This is a genomic window from Arthrobacter sp. SDR-2R, from assembly GCF_057747955.1.
This window is the reverse complement of the sequence record NZ_CM173231.1, coordinates 1,797,500-1,814,713: the sequence shown is the minus strand read 5'-3', so window position 1 is coordinate 1,814,713 and position 17,214 is coordinate 1,797,500. Positions and strand designations below refer to the sequence as shown.

At 62.0% G+C, this 17,214-nt stretch carries 13 protein-coding genes; 8 read left to right on the top strand and 5 right to left on the bottom strand.

Annotated features, from left to right (window positions below; genetic code table 11):
• Positions 1-35: 35 nt before the first annotated feature.
• The 3 genes from AC3ANU_RS08515 to glmS all read right to left on the bottom strand — a co-directional run bounded on the left by AC3ANU_RS08515 (position 36) and on the right by glmS (position 4,063).
• Entirely contained in the window at positions 36-1,619 is a 1,584-nt protein-coding gene (locus AC3ANU_RS08515; protein WP_488315833.1) for an NAD(P)H-hydrate epimerase, read from the bottom strand.
• A 16-nt stretch (positions 1,620-1,635) separates the two neighbouring features.
• The gene (locus tag AC3ANU_RS08510) at positions 1,636-1,983 is read right to left on the bottom strand and encodes a holo-ACP synthase (RefSeq protein ID WP_013601780.1); all 348 of its coding nucleotides are present in this window, start codon (positions 1,981-1,983) and stop codon (positions 1,636-1,638) included.
• 187 nt (positions 1,984-2,170) lie between these two features.
• The gene (gene glmS / locus AC3ANU_RS08505) at positions 2,171-4,063 is read right to left on the bottom strand and encodes a glutamine--fructose-6-phosphate transaminase (isomerizing) (protein ID WP_134163725.1); all 1,893 of its coding nucleotides are present in this window, start codon (positions 4,061-4,063) and stop codon (positions 2,171-2,173) included.
• Between the two features lie 117 nt (positions 4,064-4,180).
• Between glmS and coaA the strand changes: the two genes are divergently transcribed.
• From coaA to mscL, 5 genes are all read left to right on the top strand, one after another.
• A complete protein-coding gene (gene coaA / locus AC3ANU_RS08500; protein ID WP_186447803.1) occupies positions 4,181-5,176 on the top strand; it encodes a type I pantothenate kinase in 996 nt (331 codons plus the stop codon).
• A 5-nt stretch (positions 5,177-5,181) separates the two neighbouring features.
• The gene (locus tag AC3ANU_RS08495) at positions 5,182-6,045 is read left to right on the top strand and encodes a M15 family metallopeptidase (protein ID WP_488315832.1); all 864 of its coding nucleotides are present in this window, start codon (positions 5,182-5,184) and stop codon (positions 6,043-6,045) included.
• 173 nt (positions 6,046-6,218) lie between these two features.
• On the top strand, positions 6,219-7,298 hold the full coding sequence (locus tag AC3ANU_RS08490; RefSeq protein WP_488315831.1) for a hypothetical protein: 1,080 nt from the start codon (positions 6,219-6,221) through the stop codon (positions 7,296-7,298).
• Positions 7,299-7,326: 28 nt separating this feature from the next.
• Positions 7,327-8,889, top strand: coding sequence for a phenylacetate--CoA ligase family protein (locus tag AC3ANU_RS08485; RefSeq protein WP_018769178.1), 1,563 nt, complete (start codon positions 7,327-7,329; stop codon positions 8,887-8,889).
• A gap of 81 nt (positions 8,890-8,970) precedes the next feature.
• Positions 8,971-9,372 carry a large conductance mechanosensitive channel protein MscL gene (mscL, locus tag AC3ANU_RS08480; RefSeq protein WP_018769177.1) on the top strand — a complete coding sequence of 134 codons (402 nt, stop codon included), beginning with the start codon at positions 8,971-8,973 and terminating at the stop codon, positions 9,370-9,372.
• 82 nt (positions 9,373-9,454) lie between these two features.
• Here the strand turns inward: mscL and glmM are convergent, their stop codons facing one another.
• Both glmM and AC3ANU_RS08470 read right to left on the bottom strand, forming a co-directional pair.
• Positions 9,455-10,816, bottom strand: a complete 1,362-nt coding sequence (gene glmM, locus AC3ANU_RS08475) for a phosphoglucosamine mutase (RefSeq protein WP_026265751.1) — start codon at positions 10,814-10,816, stop codon at positions 9,455-9,457.
• Between the two features lie 67 nt (positions 10,817-10,883).
• Positions 10,884-11,948 carry an acyltransferase family protein gene (locus tag AC3ANU_RS08470; protein WP_196804754.1) on the bottom strand — a complete coding sequence of 355 codons (1,065 nt, stop codon included), beginning with the start codon at positions 11,946-11,948 and terminating at the stop codon, positions 10,884-10,886.
• A 231-nt stretch (positions 11,949-12,179) separates the two neighbouring features.
• Between AC3ANU_RS08470 and AC3ANU_RS08465 the strand changes: the two genes are divergently transcribed.
• From AC3ANU_RS08465 to AC3ANU_RS08455, 3 genes are read left to right on the top strand one after another with little or no spacing between them, the layout of a single operon-like run.
• Positions 12,180-13,418 (top strand): bifunctional glycosyltransferase family 2/GtrA family protein, encoded by a 1,239-nt coding sequence (locus AC3ANU_RS08465; RefSeq protein WP_043424898.1) that lies wholly within the window; start codon positions 12,180-12,182, stop codon positions 13,416-13,418.
• Entirely contained in the window at positions 13,415-15,292 is a 1,878-nt protein-coding gene (locus AC3ANU_RS08460) for an ArnT family glycosyltransferase (RefSeq protein ID WP_155845555.1), read from the top strand. Before AC3ANU_RS08465 ends, AC3ANU_RS08460 begins: the two co-directional genes overlap by 4 nt.
• Positions 15,264-17,168, top strand: a complete 1,905-nt coding sequence (locus AC3ANU_RS08455) for an ArnT family glycosyltransferase (protein ID WP_196804753.1) — start codon at positions 15,264-15,266, stop codon at positions 17,166-17,168. The genes AC3ANU_RS08460 and AC3ANU_RS08455 overlap by 29 nt, the downstream gene beginning before the upstream one ends.
• The last annotated feature ends 46 nt before the right edge of the window (positions 17,169-17,214 follow it).

The following is a 17,214-nucleotide window of genomic DNA, read 5'->3' as shown; positions in this document are numbered from 1 at the left end:
CATCGGAACGCCCCGCTGCTGGTGCGAACTAATGCCTACCGTAGTGGTTGGCTGTGACTATTACGTTTCCAGGCTCCATATTTACTAAGCATGCTGACTTTACCCCAAATTTCGGGTATGGCATTCGCGACGCCGCCGGCCGTGATCGGACCACCTGTCACCGCCTCCGACGCCGCCAGCCCTGCCCGCCCGTGCAGCGCGGCGCCCAGTGCGGCAATGGCGGCCCACCGCCCCTCCGCCGCTATGCCCACCTCACTGAAGCGGCCGACGTCGGGCCCCGCCTGGGCGAGCAGCGCACCAATGACCCCGGCCAGGACGTCCCCACTGCCTGCAGTGGCGAGCCAGGGCGTGCCGTCCGCCTGGCTGAAGGTCTCTCCCCAGGGTGCCGCCACGAGTGTGGTGGCGCCTTTGAGCAGGACGGTGGCTCCCGTACGGTTGGCGGCCTGGCGTACGGCGGCGAGGGTTCCGACTTCCACGGCTTCCCGGTCCTCCCCACCGCCCAGGCGTTGGAACAGCGACGCCAGCTCGCCGGCGTGCGGGGTCAGCACCATGTGCGGGGCGAGCATGGCCGGCAACGCGGGCAGCGCGCCGGCGTCGGCAACGACGGGAAGTCCGGTCGCGATGGCATCGCGGGCACGCGTCAACTGGTCATGGTCCTGCGGGCCCATGCCCGAGCCCACCAGCCACGCCTGCACCCGGTTGTCGGCCACGCTCCCGGTGCTGCACACCACCTCAGGGCAGGACTGCCGGACGAGGTCGGCCACGGCCGGCGGACCGAGGTACCGCACCATGCCGACTCCTGCGGCCAGGGCGCCCCGGCACGCCAGGACTGCGGCGCCGGGATAGTCCTCGGATCCGGCCACCACTCCCAGCACTCCGCGGGAGTACTTTTGGGCCCGCCGTGCAGGACGGGGCAGGAGGTGTGCCAGTTCGGCATCCTCCAGCCGGCGAAGGGGCGGCTGCGGCAGGTGCTCCTCGATCCCGATCGGCACCACCAGGACGCGTCCCGCATGGTCCGCGCCCGGGTCCGCCAGCAGGCCGGCCTTCGCTCCCCCGAACGTTACGGTCAGGTCAGCGGAAAGGACCGGCCCGGCTGCCTCGCCGGTATCGGCGTCCACGCCGCTCGGGAGGTCGCAGGCCACCACCAAACCGCTCCTGATGCCGTCACTGACAGCCTGGACCAGGTCTGCAGCGCTGCCCCGCAGCCCGCCTTTCGCTCCGGTCCCCAGCACGGCGTCAATGACGACGTCGGCCGCGGCAGCTTCCGCCGCCAGTCCCGGGATTGCAGATTCAGTGAGCCGGTGCACCCGGCCGCCGGCGCGCTCGAATGCCGCAAGGCCAGCCGGATGGGCGGAATCGCCGGTGAGTACCGCCGTCGTGCGCATTCCGCGGGCGGCAAGGAAGGCGGCTGCGAACAGGCCATCGCCACCGTTGTTGCCCTTGCCAACCAGCACCACCACGCGGGCACCGCTCAGGCGGCGGCCCCGGGACTTGAGTTCCTGGACGACGGCGCCGGCCAGGCCGTGTGCGGCGCGCTGCATGAGCACGTCCCCCAGGCCGGTGGCCAGGAGGGGTTGCTCGGCGGCCCGGACCTGCGTTCCGGTGTAGGCGTTGATCATGCGGGCGGCTGCCGGGTCAGCCTTCGGCCAGGACCGTGGCGGTGGCGATGCCGCCGTCGTGGCTGATGGACAGGTGCCAGCGCTTGACGCCTTTGGCCTCGGCAACCGCAAGGACGGTCCCCTTGACCTGGACGGTGGGTCCGTTGTGGTCGAGGCCGATCCAGCAGTCCTGCCAGTTCATGCCGGCGGGCGCACCGAGGACCTTGGCCACGGCTTCCTTCGCGGCGAACCTGGCTGCCAGGGAGCGGGTGTTCAGTTCCCGTTCCGCCGGCACGAACAGGCGGTCCCTCAGGCCCGGCGTCCGTTCCAGCTGGCGGCCGAACCGCTCGATGTCTACTACGTCTACCCCGATGCCAACGATCATGCGCTTCATTCTACGGGGGCGCGCCTGGCCGGAAGCGGGTGCAGGGTGCGGTTTGACCCCGGAAATTGCGGTTGTCCGCCATCAGCGCAAACACCTGGTTTTGGCACGGCAGGGTTAACGGTGAAAGCCCCGGGCCCACTGACTGGTTCAGTGGGCCCGGGGCTTTCAGCTGTTCATTGGCTGGCTGTTACTCGACGGTGACGCTCTTGGCGAGGTTGCGGGGCTGGTCCACGTCGTAGCCCTTGGCTGCCGCGAGTTCCGCGGCGAAGATCTGCAGCGGGACGGTGGTCAGCAGGGGCATGAGCAGGGTGGGGGTTTCGGGGACGTAGAAGACGTACTCGGCGTAGGCCTTGACGGCTTCGTCGCCTTCCTCGGCGATGACCAGGGTGCGGGCGCCGCGGGCGCGGACTTCCTGGATGTTGGAGACCACCTTGGCGTGCAGCGAGTCGCGGCCGCGCGGGGACGGGACCACCACGAACACCGGCTGGCCTTCATCGATCAGGGCGATGGGGCCGTGCTTGAGCTCACCGGCCGCGAAGCCCTCCGCGTGGATGTACGCGATTTCCTTGAGCTTCAGCGCGCCCTCGAGGGCCACCGGGTAGCCGACGTGGCGGCCCAGGAACAGCACGGACTTCTCGTTCGCCATGCTGCGGGCCAGTTCGCGCAGCGGCCCGGCGTTGTCCAGGATGGTCTGGATCTTCGCGGGGATCTTGTTCAGGTCCGCGAGGACGTCCTTGATCTGGCCGGAGAAGATGTTGCCGCGCAGCTGGGCGAGGTACAGGCCCAGCAGGTAGGCGGCGGTGATCTGCGCCAGGAACGCCTTGGTGGACGCCACCGCGATTTCCGGGCCGGCGTGCGTGTACAGCACGGCGTCGGATTCGCGCGGGATGGTGGAGCCGTTGGTGTTGCAGATGGAGATGGTCTTGGCGCCCTGTTCGCGGGCGTACCGGACTGCCATCAGCGTGTCCATGGTCTCGCCGGACTGGCTGATGGAGACCACCAGGGTGTTCTGGTCCAGGATCGGGTCCCGGTAGCGGAACTCGTGTGCCAGCTCCACTTCCGTGGGGATCCGGCACCAGTTCTCGATGGCGTACTTGGCCACCATACCCGCGTAGGCGGCGGTGCCGCAGGCCAGCACGATGATCTTGTTGACCTGCTTCAGCAGTTCCGGATCAATCCGCAGCTCGTCCAGGGTCAGCTTGCCCTTGATGTCCGAACGTCCCAGCAGGGTCTGCGCCACGGCGTCGGGCTGGTCGTGGATTTCCTTCTCCATGAAGGAGGAGAAGCCGCCCTTTTCCGCGGAGGCCGGGTCCCAGTCCACGTGGTATTCCTTGCCCTGGGCCGGGTTGCCGTAGAAATCGGTGATCTCCACCGTGTCCGCGGTGATGGTCACGATCTGGTCCTGGCCCAGCTCCACCGCGCGGCGGGTGTAGTCGATGAACCCGGACACGTCCGAGCCCAGGAAGTTCTCCCCCTCGCCCAGGCCCACCACCAGCGGTGAGTTGCGGCGGGCGGCCACGACGACGTCGGGCTGGTCAGCGTGCACGGCCAGCAGGGTGAAGGCGCCCTCCAGGCGCTGGCAGGCCAGCTCCATGGCGCGGGTCAGGCCACCGTTCGCGGTGTCCCCGCCCAGCTTGTTCCGGAGGATGTCGGCCAGCAGCGCGGCGGCGACCTCGGTGTCCGTCTCGGACAGGAACGTGACGCCCTTTTCAAGCAGCTCGAGCTTGAGCTCGGCGAAGTTTTCGATGATGCCGTTGTGGATCACGGCCAGCTTGCCGCCGTCAGCCAGGTGCGGGTGCGCGTTGCGGTCCGTCGGGCCGCCGTGCGTGGCCCAGCGGGTGTGTCCGATCCCGGTCACCGTCTCAGGCAACGGGCGGGCCTCCAGCTCGGCAATCAGGTTGCTCAGCTTTCCGGACTTCTTCCGCGACTCAATGGCGCCCTTGGACACCACTGCCACGCCGGCAGAGTCATAACCGCGGTACTCCAGGCGGCGCAGTCCTTCAAGGACAACATCCAGGGCACTATGACCGTTAATTGCACCGTCAACCGGACGGCCTACGTATCCCACGATTCCACACATAGGCACAAGACTATCGGCAGCGTGCCTGTTGCTCTAAACCGGCGGCCCACCCGGCGGGGCTTTTACGGGGGCCTGCGTGACGGGCTCCGCCGCGCTGAGCAGGGCGCTCATTTCGTGATGGGCCGGGCGCGGGGCAGAATCTTTAGCGTGACTTCGCAACGCAATGAAGCGAACGGGGAGGGTGCCTCGCCGTTCGTGGAGCTGGACCGGCAAACCTGGTCCCGGCTCGCAGCCCAGATGGAACAGCCCCTTAATGAAGAGGATGTGCTGCGCCTTCGCGGGCTCGGTGACCCCCTGGACATCAATGAAGTCAGGGATGTCTACCTGCCGCTGTCACGGCTGCTGCACCTGTACGTTGAGGCGGCGGGGCAGCTGCACGCGGCCACTACCACGTTCCTGGGCGAGCAGACCCAGCGCACCCCGTTCGTGATCGGCGTGGCCGGTTCGGTTGCCGTGGGCAAGTCCACCATCGCCCGCGTGCTGCGTGAGATGCTCCGCCGCTGGCCGGGCACCCCCAACGTGGAACTCATCACCACCGATGGCTTCCTCTACCCCCTGGCCGAACTCAAGCGCCGGCAACTGCTGGACCGGAAGGGCTTCCCGGAGTCCTACGACCGGCGGGCGCTGCTGCGCTTCGTGAGCGAGATCAAGGGCGGCGCCGAGGAAGTGCGCGCGCCCTGGTACTCCCACGTCACGTACGACATCGTGCCCGGCAAGGAAGTTGTGGTCCGCCGCCCGGACGTGCTCATCGTGGAGGGCCTGAACGTCCTGGCTCCGGCACGGCCCCGGCATGACGGCCGCCAGGGGCTGGCACTGAGCGACTTCTTTGACTTCTCCATCTATGTCGATGCCAAGACCTCCTACATCGAGGAGTGGTACGTGGACCGGTTCCGGAAGCTGCGCAGCACCGCGTTCGCACAGCCGGAGTCCTACTTCCACCGCTACGCCACGCTGTCCGACGAGGAAGCCGAAACCACGGCCCGCGACATCTGGAAGCGGATCAACGAACCCAACCTGGAGGAGAATGTCCTTCCCACGCGGGGGCGGGCGCAGCTGGTGCTGACCAAAGAAGCGGACCACTCCATTCGCCGCATGCTCCTCCGGAAGGTGTAGCACAGGTGTGCTACCAATGCGGGTCCCCCAACCGGCGCAGCTTCACCCGGTTCCTCGCAGCGGGGGCCGGGCTGACTGTCCTGGCAGCGTGCACGCCTGAGGCACCCAAGTCCGTGCCGCCGTCGTCCGCTGCCGCTTCGGCGTCCCCCTCCCCTGTTGCCGTCACCGCTTCAGCGGGCCCGACGGCGGAAGCCGCCACGGTGGGCCAGTCACCGGAGGTGCCGTCCCCCGCACCGTCACCGTCGCCGTCGGCGGCCCTGGCGCGTCAGTTTTCGCTTGATGACCCGGCCAGCCAGTGGGTCATCGTCAACAAGCACCGGCCCCTGAAGCCGGCGGACTTTGTGCCGGCTGACCTGGTGCGTCCCGCCGTCGCCATTTCCGCCGCGGGCGAGGCGGCGCTGTTGAACAGCACGACGGCTGCGGCGGCCGAAGCGATGTTCGCGGCCGCCGCGCAGGATGGCGTGGCTTTGGTCCTGGCCAGCGGCTACCGCTCGTACAGCACGCAGGTGACCACCTACAACGGGTACGTCGCGGCGCGCGGGCAAGCCGATGCCGACACGGCCAGTGCCCGGCCCGGCCACTCGGAGCACCAGACGGGGTGGGCGTTCGACATCGCGGACGGCGGGGGCGCCTGCAGCTTCCAGCCGTGCTTTGCCGACCAGCCAGCGGCGTCCTGGGCGAAAGCCAACGGCCACCGCTTCGGATTCGTGGTGCGGTATCCCTGGATGCTGCACCCCATCACGGGGTACTACTACGAGCCGTGGCACCTGCGGTACGTGGGCGTGGAGGCGGCCACGGACATGCTGAACCGGGGCATCGGCACTCTGGAGGAATACTTCGGCCTGGAGGCGGCACCGGCGTACCTGTAATGCCGGTGATACCGCTTCACCTGAGCGGGCCGGAGTGTAAAGGGGCCAAGTCAGGCTGCCATTCCTGACAACCCCTAAGTCCAGGCTGGCGAGAGGCCATCGGTGCCTCAAGTATTGCGCAGGATTTGAGCACCAAGATAGTCATTGCTAGCTGCGTCTCATAGATTGACGGCATGGTTATGGATGCCGGAGCCCTTTGGCTCGATCTCGTTAATGACGTTCGCTGGTATCCCTCACCTCATAACTCCCAGCCGATTAAGTTGAGAGCCATCAGTGAGACGGCGGCAGTTATTTATTATGACCTTGACCTCGGATTGCCTGCCGAGTCGTTTGGTATCCCCTTCGGCCATGTCTGTGCGGGTGTATTTTTGGAGTCGTTGTCCGTAGTCGCTGCGGCCCGCGGCTACCGGACAACGGAATTCCTTGAACACTCGGAAATGGATTTCGCCGCCGAAGACCGGCTTCATGTTATTGGCACAGTGCGATTGGAACCCGCTGCCGGTGACGACGCGCTGCAATCTGAGTCTTTACGTCGGCTAGCCGCGTTCCGCGCCAGACGAACCTCCCGCCGACCCTATGACAGCAGGATTGTGGGCGATGAGTTGCTGGTCTCTGCTTCCACAATCGCGGCCGCCCAAGGATTCGAATTCCGATCGACGGTTGATGCCGGCCTTGTTTCTTTACTCGTGCAAATCAATCAAAAGACTCTGTTTTCGGATTTGCGAAATGATGCCGTCTACGCCGAGATTATGCACTGGTTGCGGTTCTCAAAGGAAGAAGCGGCCGCAAAGGCCGACGGCTTGAGTGCGGAAACGATGATGATGCCTGGTCGGATCCTTCGCTTCGCGATGGGTCACCGCGGCATGTGGTCCCTTCCTCTGATCGGCGGTCTCATAAGGGGCCTCTACTTGTGCACAATGCATGGGGTGCGGCAACTCGGGTGGCTGGAAGGGCGGTTCGCCGAGCCCGCCGATTATTTGGAGGCCGGGCGGACGTTCATGCGGATCTGGCTTTTCTTTACGGAGAAAGGCGTCTGCCTCCATCCCTTCGGCACCGTTATCACCAACCCGGCCTCTCACGCCGAGTTTGTACAGGCTGCGGGAATACGTGAAACCGCGAACAGAATGGCTTGGATGCTCTTCAGATTCGGCTATAGCGACACCCCTCCAGCCGCCCACCGCCGCCCCGCCACCTCGACTCTGCTTAGTCCATTGCCTGAAGACATGTCACTACAGGAGCCCCTCCGTGAATAAAAGGTTCATATTCGTATTCGTGTTTCTCATGGACAGGTTTGTTGGACTGTTCACCCCGAGAATCTCCACGCACCGGATCCTGCTGATGCCGGGCATCGAGCCTTTCCGGTGGACAGCCGGCCGCTGGAGGGCATGGCGGACCTTTGAGATGGCAGCCAAACGCGTACCAGCCTATCGCGAGTTTCTCGCCGAAAACGGGGTACCTGGGAAGCTTTCACTCGGAGGCAAAACACTGACGCGGGCCTTCGCAGCGCTGCCGGAGATGGACAAAGACAGCTATATCAAACGTTGGACCATTCCCGCCCGCAGCGTCGACGGGGTGCTTCCCCGCCACGGCGTAGTGGTCGACGAATCCTCTGGAAGCTCAGGTGTTCCCACCAGCTGGGTACGGGGCCTTGAGGAGCGCCTCGCCACACGGCAGCTGCTCCAGGTGGGCTTTTCCCGGACTGCGGAAACGCTCAAGAAGCAGCCCTTCGTGCTCAACTGCTTTTCGCTCGGAGCGTGGGCCACAGGGATGAACGTGACGACTTCCCTCACGGACGTCACGATGATCAAATCCATTGGCCCGGACCGTGACAAAGCAATCGCCACGATGCTCGAATTCGGGCCCGACTACACCTACATCATCCTCAGCTACCCGCCCTTTTTGAAATCCTTGTTCGACGACGACCGGGTCAAATGGGAAGACTACGACATTGTTGCCGCGTTCGGCGGCGAGGGTATCAGCGAGAACATGCGGGCCCACATCACCAAGTACGCCCACAGCGCCTTTGGGTCCTACGGTGCCTCCGACCTGGAAATAAACATCGCCATCGAAACCGATTACACAGTGGAACTTCGCAAGGCGTTAGATGCCAACGCTGAACTGTCAGCACGGCTCACGCGGCAGGACGAATACGGCGTCCTACCGATGATCTTCCAGTTCAACCCGTACGACTACCTGATGGAGACGAACGCGGACGGGGAACTCGTCGTCACTATCGTGCGGAAAGAGAACGTCAACCCGAGGATCCGTTACAACATCCACGATCGAGGGCACGTGCTACGTGTACGTGAAGTCAATGCCGTGCTGAAGGACTTCGGGCTCGAAGACGTTATTCGTCAACAGTTCCTCGATCTGCCGCTGCTCTTCCACTACGGCAGGAGCGACCTGTCCGTCGACTTCAACGGGGCGGTTGTGGCACCGGATGCGCTGCGCGATGTGCTCAGCAGCGACCAAACCCTTCTCGCAGCCGTAGAAAACCACCGCCTCGTCAGTTTCGAAGATGAGCAGGGAAACCGGCAGCTGCACATTGCACTGCAACTGACGGCAAAGGCCACCCACGAGCGCACGTTGGACGAGGCTGCATACAGGAACTACATCCTCGAGCAGCTGAGAAAAATGAACGGCGATTTCAACAACGCAATCCTTACATCGGCGGAATCGAGCCTGCCCACCATTGCGTTCTATGGACGGCGCACCGGCCCGTTCACTTCTGATGGCGTGAAACTCAAGAACGAATACGTTTGGCAGCTCGGTCCCTCAGCTCCCCAAGACTGGACCCTGGACTTGGCCTTTCGGGCGCAGAAGAATCCAGCAGCCGCTATCTGATCCGTGACGTGATGTTTTCTCAAACGTGTGACGCCCCTAACCGGAAGTCCGGGGACTGGGACATGCGCTAGTTTGGTTCGTATGCTGACTGGATTCAAAAACTTCATCATGAAGGGCAACGTGGTTGACCTTGCGGTCGCCGTCGTCATGGGTACTGCTTTCGGCGCCGTGGTGACGGCGCTGGTCAACAAAGTGCTGATGCCCTTCGTCTCAGGCCTGGTGGGTGCGCCCAACTTCGACAGCTTTGGAAGGGTGGAGCTGAACGGCAACGCCATCGAGTTCGGGGTGCTGCTGACCGCTGTGGTGAACTTCCTGCTGATTGCGGCGGCCATCTATTTTGTGGTGGTGATGCCGATGAACATCATGATTGAGCGCCGCAACCGCCGGCTTGGGATCAACAAGGATGTGAAGAAGGACGCTGCAGAGGATCCGCAGGTTGCGCTCCTGACCGAGATCCGGGATGCATTGAAGGACCGGGTCTAAGCCTTTCCAACCGCAAAGTGGCCCGTCTCCCTGTTGGGAGGCGGGCCACTCTTTTTGCTGCGGTTGTTTTGAGCCGCGCCGGCTAGTTGGAGGCGAGCTCCAGCGCGAGTTCGGTGCGGACCACCTGGGCCAGGTGTTCGGCGATGGACTGGGCCGTCTCCTCGTCGGCGGCCTCCACCATGACGCGGACCACGGGCTCTGTGCCGGATGGGCGGAGCAGGACGCGGCCGGTTTCCCCAAGCGCTGCTTCCGCCGATGCCACGGCCTGGGCCAGGACATCGCTGCTGCCCACGCGGGTGCGGTCCACGCCCTTGACGTTGATGAGGACCTGCGGGAGCTTGGTCATCACGGTGGCGAGTTCCTTGAGCGGTTTCCCGGTCAGGGCCACCTGTGCGGCGAGCTGCAGGCCGGTGAGGAGGCCGTCGCCGGTGGTGGCGTGGTCGGCGAAGATGACGTGGCCGGACTGTTCGCCGCCCAGGTTGTAGCCGCCGTCGCGCATGCCCTCCAGCACGTATCGGTCCCCCACCGCGGTTTCCACGATGGTGATGCCGGCTTCGCGGAGGGCGATCTTCAGGCCGAGGTTGCTCATGACGGTGGCTACCAGGACGTCATCCTTGAGTTTGCCGGAGTTCTTGAGCGCGACGGCGAGGATGGCCATGATCTGGTCGCCGTCAACCTCGTTGCCTTCGTGGTCCACGGCCAGGCAGCGGTCGGCATCGCCGTCGTGGGCGATTCCCAGGTTGGCACCGTACTTGATCACGGCTTCCTTGAGCGGGCCGAGGTGGGTGGAGCCCACGCCGTCGTTGATGTTGAGTCCGTCCGGATCGGCGCCGATGACGACCACGTCAGCTCCGGCGTCCTTGAAGAGCTGGGGCGAGCAGCCGCTGGCCGCACCGTTGGCGCAGTCAAGGACCACGGTGAGGCCATCGAGGCGGTGCGGGAGGGTGCGGAGCAGGTGGACGATGTAGCGGTCCTCTGCGTCGGAGAAGCGCTGTATGCGGCCCACGTCGGCGCCGGTGGGCCGGACGGCTTCCTTGCCCATCTGGGCTTCGATGGCGTCCTCCACCTCGTCGGGCAGCTTCTGGCCGCCGCGGGCGAAGAACTTGATGCCGTTATCCGGTGCCGGGTTGTGGGAGGCGGAGATCATGACGCCGAAATCCGCGTCCAGGTCCGCCACCAGGTAAGCGGCCGCGGGGGTGGGCAACACCCCTGCGTCATAGACGTCGATGCCTGAGCTGGAGAGCCCGGCTTCCACGGCTGCGGCGATGAATTCGCCGCTGGCGCGCGGGTCGCGGGCCAGCACGGCGCGGGGCCGGGAGCCGTTGGAGTTGCGGTCGTGGCCGAGCACGACGGCGGCCGCCTGGGCCAGCTGCAGGGCCAGTTCTGCTGTCAGCAGGCCGTTGGCCAGCCCCCGGACACCATCAGTTCCAAATAATCTAGACACCGGTCAAGTGTAGAGGATGGGTTCGCCGGCCTCGCAGCGGGGTCCCGGATAGACGTGCGGCGACTGTCTACGGCTGCGCCATCATAAGATCCTGCTTGCGGGAGCCCATCCTGCCCATGAGACGGCCAACCCGCCCGGCAAGCAAGAGACTGGGCCGCTCGATGAATCGGTAGAAAATTTCGGTTGCTACCAGCGACAACGGGATAGCCAAGGCGGCAATCAGGAATGGATTGGTGATATGGGAAGCGAATCCAATCGATACCACGATTGGTTCGTGCACGAGATAGAGGCTGAAAGACCGAGTCCCCAGCCATTGCAGGATTCGGTTCTTTCCAAGGGCCTCGGTGGGGCGCCAGGCGATGCATGCAAATATAAGCAGCGCCCCGCCAGCGGCACTCAACGCGATGAACCCGGGAAGTTGCGGAAACAGCCATTGTGCACAGAGGAGAACTAAGGAGGCCGCCGTAATTCCTGCCCATCCCCAGGATCCAACTCTCCTACCTGTAACTCTTAGCAATTGGACGCGCGCAGCCAGCATCACCCCAATCCCAAACATCGGCAAGTAGACGGCGAAGGCCGGCAGCCGCTCGCTGGCAAGAGCGATCAAAACGAGGAGACTGAACACTCCGGCCAACCATGCTCTGTTGATTCTTATCGCCACGAAAATGTACAACGGCAAAAGCAGGGAAAATATCATCTCCCACTGCAGGGACCATAGAGGTGAATTCAGGGATCCGGGTCCCGAAAGCAGAAGCGCGTCGGAGAACCACCGCGTTGCTTCGTCATGCATATTCAGCCAGGGGCTCAACCCGCTGCTCGCCTCTCGAGGAATGGCGTCTGCCAGCGCGAGTGCAAAGACAAGGGATGCCCACACCGGCAAGTAGATCCTGACAAGACGCTTGGAGAAGTAGGCTGGCCATTTGGGGCCCGAATTGTTGACGACGGGAAGCGCGAGAACGAAGCCGGACAGAATAAAGAAGACATAGACTGCCTCCTTGCCGGCCCAAATAAGATGGACCGGAGTGTAGGTCATCCACCATAACCATGATGCCATAGGCCCTTGACCGCGACTCTCCACCGCGCCAACCAATGCGGGTGAGACAAGACAGCAATGATGAATCAGCACAACCATCGCGGCCAGGCCCCTCAACGCGTCAAGTGATGAGTAGCGCGGCCCTTTGTCAGTGACACAAATAGCCCCCATGGGCGCGACGATATCGAGTTTCGGGGCAGCAGGCCCCAGTAGCAACTACCTGCATGCAGAGGCTAGCGATTATGTGTACTACTTGGGTTCTTGCTTGCAGTACGTGTCTTTCGAAATAAGCCTCGTCACCGGCCCTTCCGGCACCCTACTCTCTGATGCATGACACCTAGCTATGGGGGCTTGGCGCTCGAAATTGTTGTACCGGTCCACAACGAAGAAGCGGTACTCGAAAGCAGCATCACTAGGCTCGCCGAATATCTCACGAATGAAATGCCGTCGACGTGGAAAATCACCATCGCCGATAATGCAAGCACTGACCGTACGTCAGTTATTGCCGCCCGCCTTAGCGAGCACATGCCGAACGTTGGATATCGCCGCCTTGAGTTGAAAGGGCGGGGTTACGCGCTAAAGGATGCCTGGAGCGCTTCCCAGGCTAAAGTGCTCGCATACCTCGACGTTGATCTGTCAACCGATCTCACTGCGCTGCCTCCACTCGTCGCACCACTCTTGTCCGGGCATTCCGATATCTCGATAGGGACAAGGCTTGGGCAGAGCTCCCGAGTGATCCGAGGTCCCAAACGCGAATTCATCTCCAGGTCTTACAACTTCCTTCTCCGTCGGACAATGCAGGTGCGGTTTTCTGACGCCCAATGCGGGTTCAAGGCCATTCGTGCGGATGTTGCCAAGCGCCTGCTTCCCCATGTCGAAGACACCGGTTGGTTCTTTGACACAGAGTTGCTGATTATCGCTGAGCGTTCCGGACTTCGCATCCATGAGATTCCGGTCGACTGGGTGGACGATCCGGACAGCAGAGTGGACATCCGGCAGACAGCTCTTGATGACCTAAAAGGAATGGTGCGGGTTGCCGGATCGCTAGTAAGGGGCGTGATCCCCGTCCAGGCAATCTACGCAGAGTTGGGGCGTCGTCCAATAGTGCCAGTCGGCCGGCCTAGCTTTTTTGGGCAGGTGCTGCGGTTTGGAGTGGTGGGAGCCGCGTCCACGCTCGTTTTCGCGCTCCTGTACCTGATGATGCAAGGGCCATTTGGTTCCCAGGAAGCCAACTTCCTGTCTCTTTTACTTACCGCTATTGGAAATACAGCTGCAAACCGCAGGTTCACTTTCGGCATCAGCGGGCCAGCAAGACTATTTACTCAGCAGTTTCAGGGCCTGATTGTCTTCTTGCTTGCCTGGGGAATAACCTCATCGTCACTGATGGTGCTGCACGCAGTAAGTCTGGACTCAGCACCGAGCATGGAACTCCTGGTCCTCACCGGGGCCAATGTCCTCGCCACGCTTATTCGATTCGTGCTCCTTCGCCTCTGGGTATTCCGGCCTCGGCACAGCAATAAGCATTCGACTGTGCTGGCCATGCGGCCTGCAGGACAGGCTGTCCGTTGAGTATCAAGGAAAGCCTCCGCCTTCCTACTCCTGCAAACAACATCCAAAAACGCCATCTACCGTGGGAACATATAGGGCTCGCAGTGCTCTTAGCAGGCACCGGAGTGTGCTTCATTTGGGGTCTGGACCAGAACGGCTACGCCAACCCTTACTACTCGGCAGCCGCACTTGCCGGATCGCAGGACTGGACAGCGTTCTTCTTCGGCTCACTCGATGCCGGGAACTTGATCACGATCGACAAGCCGCCACTGAGCATCTGGATCATGTCATTGTCTGTCCGGCTTTTTGGACTTAATTCCTGGGCTCTCCTGCTTCCTCAGGCGCTTATGGGCATCGCCACAACTTGGCTTGTCTACAAGATCATGCGGCGCAATCATGGCGCCGCACCAGCGCTTCTCGGAGGCCTGATCTACGCGACCACGCCTGTGGTTCTGCTGATGTCACGCTTCAACAATCCTGAGCCTCTGATGGGGCTCCTTATGGTAGCGGCAGTCTATTTCACGATCCGTGCGATGGAACAAAACGGGTGGACTTGGTATCTACTTGCCGGCGGAGCATTGGGGCTCGGATTCATGGCAAAGCAGATCCAGGCTTTCCTCGTCATTCCGGGTTTGGTGGTGGCCGTGCTTCTACTGGGTGCGGGCACCTTGAGGTCACGACTTGGCCGACTTCTGGCGGCCTTATTCACGCTGATCCTGACAGGAGCGTCTTGGATGGCGGTGGTGGACCTCACGCCGGCCTCATCGCGCCCATACGTTGGCGGGTCCGTGTCCAACAGCATGTTGGAACTGACACTTGACTACAACGGGCTTGCCCGTTTCTTACGTTTCGGCAGTCAGCCCCAGACGGCGGACGCAGCAAAGTCTCCTCTCGGAGATCTTACGTACGATGGGGGGCTTGGCAGACTCTTCAACGCCAATTTTGCCAACGAGGGTGCTTGGCTGCTCTTCTCTGCACTTATCTGCGCGGTTGCTCTGATGGTTCTCCAGCGGCAGTCAGGACGCGATAGGGCCTCGTCCCGATTGATGATTATCGGCGTCGTATGGCTCCTTTCAGCGTTTTTAGTAGTCAGCTTTATGGGCACCATGACGCACACCTATTACATCTTTTCCACGGCCGCGCCGGTCGCGATAGTGGTTCCTCTTGGGCTGCATCTGCTCTGGAATCAGCGCCAAAGGTTGGTACCTCGTGTTATTGGTGCGTTGTTGATCTCCGGAACGGGATACATAGCGTTTCGCATATTCCAGTACAGTGACGAATGGGGGCAATGGCCCGCTGTTGTGGCTTGCCTAACGGTCTTTGCGACTGTGGGCTGGCTTCTCTGTCAAAAGCCAGTGAGTCAGCTTCTAACACTTAGTCTCGTTACTTTTACCTTGGTCCTCGCACCAATCCTGACGGACGCGATCACCCTTGCAAAACCCCAGGCAGGGACAAATCCACTGTCGGGCCCTGTCAGCAACAACCCACAGGCGCTCTCATCCCATCTTGAGGCTGCACGACTCGGGAACCCGCCCCTATCGCGACATCTTGGTTTCGGGGTCGAGCCTTCCGGCCAGGTGACCGAATTGCTCAAGTCGAGCGGGACCAAGTGGGCCGCTGCGACCTACACCGCGCAAAATGCTGCCCAATACCAGCTTGCCTCCCAGCGGCCGGTCGTGGCTCTTGGTGGCTGGCTCGGTACTGATCCAGCACCCACTTTTGAGCAATTCAAGGCCCTTGCTGGGGACGGTCAGATCGCATATTTCATTTGGCAGCAGCCAATACTGGATGCCGTTCCGCTTGGCAGGGATGCGTTGGCCATTACCGAATGGGTCCAAAAAAACTTCGACGCGAAGGACGTTGACGGTGTCAAACTATACGACCTTAGAAGTTAGAAAATTGCCGACTCCCCCGGAAAAAGAGCGCCGCCGTCCATGGGAGCTTGTAGCGCTATTGGTCATCCTGTTAGTGGCCGCTGGACTGTACACTTGGCGGCTTTCGGAAAACGGGTGGGCGAACGCGTACTACTCGGCCGCAGTGCAGTCCGGTCTTCATGACCCGACCGCCTTCTTCTTTGGGTCTGCAGACTGGGGAAATTCCATATCGGTGGACAAACCGCCTCTGAGCCTCTGGATCATGGGTTTGTCCGTGCGTCTCTTCGGTCTTAACACCTGGGCACTACTGCTGCCGCAGGCCGCGATGACGCTCGGAAGCACACTCATGATCTTCCAACTTGCTCGGAAGTATCTGCCATCTTACGCAGCACTCGTTGCTGCCTTCGTTTTCGCGACAACTCCGATAACGGTTTTGCTGGCCCGCTACAACAACCCGGACCCTCTCATGATCCTGCTAATGCTGTCCGCGTTATATGCAGGGATCCGGGCAACAGAAACCGCAAGGTCACGATGGTTGTATTTCGCGGCCGGCCTTCTCGCCTTGGGCTTCCTCGCCAAGCAGCTTCAAGCTTTCATGGTCTTGCCTGCGCTGGGTCTGGTTTTCTGCCTTTTCGTGGGACGCCCATGGCGGAAAGTGGCAACCTCACTGAGTGTGGCGGGCCTGATTCTTGCCGCAGGGTCTATGGCATGGCCGATAATTGTCGATCTCACACCAACCAGCAGCCGCCCATACGTGGGTGGATCCAAAACCAACAGTATGATCGACCTCACTCTTGGATACAACGGGCTGGACCGCCTGCTCCAACAGCAAGGTGGGCGCTCTGCAGCCCTCACGCCTCAGGAATTTCAAGGTGCCAGCTCAGATGCAGGTCTATTTCGCTTGTTCAATGCGAACTATGGCCAAGAAGCTGCGTGGTTACTGCTGCCGGCGTTAGTCGTTGCTGTTGTTGTTATAGTCCGGTCAATTCAGCGGCGTCGCACTTCCGACAGGCCGATACTAATGGTCGCCGCGGCAACCTGGATGATTTCAGCATATTTGGTGCTCAGTTTCATGGGTAACAGCATCCATTCTTACTACACGGCTTCACTCGTGGCCCCGATGGCACTGTGCATTGGCATCGGGAGCAAGCTGTTGGTTTCGTCTTCCACATCCATTGCCCGGCGTGCCGGAACTTCTGTCGCCTTGCTGCTGGCCGCACTTTTCGCAAACTTGATATGGGGTCTCAGCCCTTCCAACCCAGCCAGCGTCGCCCAGGTTTTACTCCTTGTGACGTTGGTTGCAACATCAGCGCTCACGGTTCCAACGCCCTACAAATGGCTCACCCCGCTTGCCGGCTCGGTAGCCCTAGCGAGTCTGCTTGTAGGACCTATCGTGGGTTCTCTTGTCACGGTATCGACGCCGCAACAGGGATCAAACCCGCTGTCCGGGGGGCTAACCAGAAGCCCAGCATCACTCAGCCATTTTCTCTATCAAGTAAAGAACGGTGATCCCGCAGGCGTCCATGAGCTGGCTATAGGATCCACACCCGGCCCGGGTCTGGAAGCCTACTTGCGGGCTACACCGTCCCGCTGCAAATGGGCGGGCGCAACCTACCCTGGACAGACTGCTGCCCAATTCCAGCTGAGCATTGGGCGCCCCATAATGCCACTTGGCGGTTTTGCGGCGACTGACCCAAGCCCAACGTTGGCGGCGTTCCAGAATCTGGTTCGAACTGGCCAGGTCTGCTCCTACATCCTCCAACCCGAGCAACTCAAAATTCCGGGAGTGAGTGACGAACTCGTAGCGATCCACAACTGGGTGAGCGAAACCTTTCCCGCTAAAGAAATCGATGGCATCAGGGTCTATGACCTTGCAGGCCAGAACACTCGTCCTTAGTTCTGCACACCTGCCCTTCGGGCCGTCTATACAGCAGAAGCCCGCC

What these genes read in the sequence shown, in the direction of transcription:
- AC3ANU_RS08515 (WP_488315833.1), bottom strand. Translation starts at nt 1,619, where the DNA reads ATGATCAACGCCTACACCGGAACGCAGGTCCGGGCCGCCGAGCAACCC.
- AC3ANU_RS08510 (WP_013601780.1), bottom strand. Translation starts at nt 1,983, where the DNA reads ATGATCGTTGGCATCGGGGTAGACGTAGTAGACATCGAGCGGTTCGGC.
- glmS (WP_134163725.1), bottom strand. Translation starts at nt 4,063, where the DNA reads ATGTGTGGAATCGTGGGATACGTAGGCCGTCCGGTTGACGGTGCAATT.
- coaA (WP_186447803.1), top strand. Translation starts at nt 4,181, where the DNA reads ATGGGCCGGGCGCGGGGCAGAATCTTTAGCGTGACTTCGCAACGCAAT.
- AC3ANU_RS08490 (WP_488315831.1), top strand. Translation starts at nt 6,219, where the DNA reads ATGGTTATGGATGCCGGAGCCCTTTGGCTCGATCTCGTTAATGACGTT.
- AC3ANU_RS08485 (WP_018769178.1), top strand. Translation starts at nt 7,327, where the DNA reads ATGGACAGGTTTGTTGGACTGTTCACCCCGAGAATCTCCACGCACCGG.
- mscL (WP_018769177.1), top strand. Translation starts at nt 8,971, where the DNA reads ATGCTGACTGGATTCAAAAACTTCATCATGAAGGGCAACGTGGTTGAC.
- AC3ANU_RS08470 (WP_196804754.1), bottom strand. Translation starts at nt 11,948, where the DNA reads ATGGTTGTGCTGATTCATCATTGCTGTCTTGTCTCACCCGCATTGGTT.
- AC3ANU_RS08465 (WP_043424898.1), top strand. Translation starts at nt 12,180, where the DNA reads ATGACACCTAGCTATGGGGGCTTGGCGCTCGAAATTGTTGTACCGGTC.